At 68.0% G+C, this 1,393-nt stretch carries 2 protein-coding genes; one reads left to right on the top strand and one right to left on the bottom strand.

Translation table 11 applies throughout. The features are described 5' to 3' along the window. The coding region (locus AB0B86_RS33485; RefSeq protein WP_357413647.1) for a cellulose binding domain-containing protein at positions 1 to 505 on the top strand (505 nt) is incomplete at its 5' end. A 69-nt stretch (positions 506 to 574) separates the two neighbouring features. Here AB0B86_RS33485 and AB0B86_RS33490 read toward each other — a convergent pair. After that, positions 575 to 1,393: RICIN domain-containing protein (locus AB0B86_RS33490; protein WP_357420632.1), on the bottom strand; the 819-nt coding region annotated here is incomplete at its 5' end.

Raw genomic sequence — 1,393 nt, forward strand, 5'->3', positions numbered from 1 at the left:
CGGCGCCACCGGCACCCATGACCTGTATCTCCGCTTCGCCGGCGGCACCGGCACCCTGTTCAACATCAACTGGTGGCAGTTCAGCGGCACCGGCGTCGATCCCACCCCCACGCCCACCCCCACGCCCACCCCGACGCCTACCCCGACGCCCACTCCAACTCCGACGCCCACCACCACGCCGACGCCGACGCCGACGGTTCCGGGTGGTCAGTCCTGTGGGGTCGCCAACACCGTTGTCAACTCCTGGCAGGGCGGCTTCGAGGGCAGGTTCACCATCACCAATTCCGGTTCCACCCCGACCACCGGATGGCAGGTGACCGCCACCTTCCCCTCCGGGCAGACGGTGTCCCAGGTCTGGAACGGTAGCTTCAGCCAACAGGGCAACCAGGTGACAGTGACCAACGCCAGCTACAACGGACAGCTCGCGGTCGGAGCGTCCACCACCGTGGGCTACCTCAGCGCCGGCAGCCAGCCGCCGACCAGCCTGAGCTGTACGGCCGACTGACAGCCGCAGCGGCCCGCCCCGACGGATGGGGCGGGCCGCTGCGGTTTCCAGCCAGACGCCGGCCGGTCGTTATCCGATGCGGACCAGCTGCCACTGTTGGTTGGTGCCGCCCCAGTCGCTGTACTGGACGATGTTTCCGCCGTCAGCGGTGGAGGCGCCCTGCACCTCGACGGCCTTGCCGCTGTTGCGGTTGATCACCCGCAGGTAACCGTCGGCCGACTGGGCGAGCCGGAACTGCTGGTTCGTGCCGTTGCCGTCGCTCCACTGCACGATCGCCGCACCATCGGCGGTGGAGAAGTTGTAGACGTCCAACACCTTGCCGGAGAGGCGGGACTTCAGCCGGTAGTAGCCGCCCCCCGAGTCCACGAACTGCCACTGCTGGTTGGTGCCGTTGTTCCGTGACCACTGACTGATCCGGGCGCCGTCGTTCGTTGCCGAGGCATACAGGTCCAACGCCTTTCCGCTGTTGCGGTTCAGCAACACGTACCAGGCGCTGGTGTCCACCCCGCTGCTCGGCGGGGGCGTGGTCGGCGTGGTCGAGCCGGCGTTGAGGGCGTTCAGGACGCTCGTGTACGCCGCCTTCTTGTTGCCGCTGCACTCGAAGAGCAGGGCGTTGTCCGACCCACGCCACGAGTCGCAGTCGCGCACGCCCCAGGTGGTGATGCCGGTGCAGCGTGAGACGGCCAGGCAGGCGCGGGTCACGGCGCCGTAGATGTTGGCCTGGTTGCCGCCGGTCATCACGTCCAGCTCGGTGATCTGCACGTCCACGCCGAGGTCGGCGAAACGCTGCAGGTTGGCCTGGTAGTCCGACGCCAGCGTGGTGCCCAGGTGCGACTGGAAACCCACGCAGTCGATCGGCACACCACGGGACTTGAAGTCCCGCACCAT

The organism is Micromonospora sp. NPDC049047 (assembly GCF_040649135.1).
Lineage (GTDB): Bacteria > Actinomycetota > Actinomycetes > Mycobacteriales > Micromonosporaceae > Micromonospora.